Below are 2,215 nucleotides of genomic sequence, written 5' to 3'. Positions count from 1 at the left end.
AAAAGTATTTGGCATTTCAAGAAAAAGTGATTAAAGAATGCTATAGAGTTTTAAAAATGGGCGGGAAAATGATAGTTGCGGAAGGAGTTCCTCCCAATCACAGGGTAAAAGGAGATTTCATTAAGATATTCGAACACAAGGAAGATAGAATCACTTTTATGGAAGAAGATATTGTTGCAATATTAGCAGATGCCAACTTCCATAAAATTACAACTACTACTTTCTTTATGGAAGATATAAGTGTCAACAACTGGTTAGAGAATAGCGGGCTCCCCAAAAAGATTACTAACATAATATTAAAAATGCACACCGAAGCCAGTCCCTATTTTAAAAAGACTTATAATCTGAAACAGGAAGAAGATGAGGTGTTTATAGATATGAAACATGCCATAGTGTCAGGAGTTAAGAGATAACCTTAATCCAGCGATAAGGGAAATGTTTTTTTGTCAAATTGTCCTTTCGATCTTATAAATACTGGGTGATATTCCATTAACCCGGTCGGAGTTAGACTCATGCAAAAGGTGAAAGCGCAAATTCCCGAAAGACTTCAAAAAGGCATACCCCTTTCTGTTCGCAACGGTAATACGGTGATGCTTCAGGCTACGAATGATTCCTTGAGTTCATACTGGGCTTTCTCTTTTTTATGCCATGGCGGAGTCCCTTGGAGTTCCCAAGAGGCTCGATGATGTTTTAAATATAGTGGACTCCATGTCAAGACTGAAATTCAGGAAATTTAAGTTACACTTTAAGCTATAGCTCTCCGGTTTATGAATAGGTATTTTACCGGCCTTTTGATAGGAGCCGGGATTAATTAAAGTGGACAGACCTTGGTGGTTTGTAGTCCAATGCTTGGTGGAACCTTTGGTTATTGTAAAAGTTAAAGTATTTACTGATGGACTCTGTTGCTTCATATACTGTTTCATAATCTTTCAGGTAGACTTCTTCGTATTTGAGGCTGCGCCACAGACGTTCCACAAAAATATTGTCTAATGCTCGCCCTTTTGAGTCCATGCTGATCTGGATTTTTTTTTGTAAAAGGGGCTTAAGAAAGTTTTCAGATGTAAACTGGACTCCCTGGTCAGTATTGAAGATTATGGGAGACGGATGGGCCTGTAGTGCTTCTTTGAGGGCATCCACGCAGAAATCAGACTCAAGGCTGTTACTCAGCCTCCAGGATAGGACGTAGCGGCTGAACCAGTCAATAATTGCCGTTAAGTATAAAAAACCAGATTGGAGCCTGATATAGGTGATATCTGTGCTCCAGACAAAGTTGGGGCGATCAATAGTTACACCCTTTAAAAGATAGGGATAGACTTTGTGGTCATGTTTCCTCTTGCTCAGGTTACGTTTGGGGTATATAGCTTCAAGCCCCATGATGCCCATGAGACGCCTAACCCGTTTACGGTTCACTAAATGACCGGCCTCCCTTAAATGTACCGTCATCTTACGGCTGCCATAAAAGGGAGTTGCTATGTATTGCTTGTCAAGCATATCCATTAATTCAAGGTTGTACGAGTCCATTGGGACCGGTTCGTAGTATAACGCTCCTTTGGAAAGTGAAAGGAGGTTGCACTGTTTACTGATGCTGAGTTTAGAATGATTCCACTCGATTAATCCCTTCTTCTCGGCAACAGACAGATTTAAACACTTTTTTTTAGCCAGTCATTTTCAACAGTGAGTTGACCAATTTGGCGGTAAAGCTCAGGAATTAGTTTTTTGTTATGCTCTTGATCCTTGTCGGCTCTCTTGGAAAATGTCTCTTGGAGGCCCTCTATAGCCTCATTTTTCCACCTTTGGATCATTGCCCTGTGAACACCATGGGCGGAGCTTAGTTCGGCCATTGTCCTGTCACCTTTAATGGCATCGATAGCTACTTTAGCTTTGAATTTGGCTGAATATCCTTTACGCATTTTTACCCCCCTTCTTTTCGGGGAGAGCATAGCGAAATTGTAACTTAACTACCAGTTCAAATATTGGGGTCCATTATAGAGGCTGAGGTACGTGATTCTATTTGGGTTGTTACTACCCATCTTTTTAATGATATCATTTTTGAAAAATTCTTCATTTGGTACATACAAGGTGTTTGCGTAAACTAGAGATCCACCACCTACTCCTGCACCACTTAGAACAAGTACATTTTTTAGCAACTGCATTCTTTGTATGCCATACATAAATAATTTGGGCATCCATAAAAACTTTTTTATGCTCCAATTGG

The 2,215-nt window shown here is 40.1% G+C and carries 3 protein-coding genes; 1 reads left to right on the top strand and 2 read right to left on the bottom strand.

The features are described from left to right. The coding region (locus tag AC3WVG_RS11445) for a hypothetical protein (protein ID WP_488798249.1) at positions 1 to 413 on the top strand (413 nt) is incomplete at its 5' end. Positions 414 to 807: 394 nt separating this feature from the next. Here AC3WVG_RS11445 and AC3WVG_RS11440 read toward each other — a convergent pair. Together AC3WVG_RS11440 and AC3WVG_RS11435 are read right to left on the bottom strand one after the other, a co-directional pair. Further along, positions 808 to 1,940 (bottom strand): IS3 family transposase gene (locus AC3WVG_RS11440; RefSeq protein WP_488798248.1). Its coding sequence is split into 2 segments (ribosomal slippage): positions 808 to 1,644 and positions 1,647 to 1,940, totalling 1,131 coding nucleotides; the frame shifts between segments, so codons are not numbered across the junction. An 18-nt stretch (positions 1,941 to 1,958) separates the two neighbouring features. Beyond that, positions 1,959 to 2,215: hypothetical protein (locus AC3WVG_RS11435; protein ID WP_488798247.1), on the bottom strand; the 257-nt coding region annotated here is incomplete at its 5' end.

It is taken from the genome of Desulfovulcanus sp. (assembly GCF_982781345.1).
Note: the sequence above shows the minus strand (reverse complement) of the source record. Positions and strands in the feature narration are given on the sequence as shown.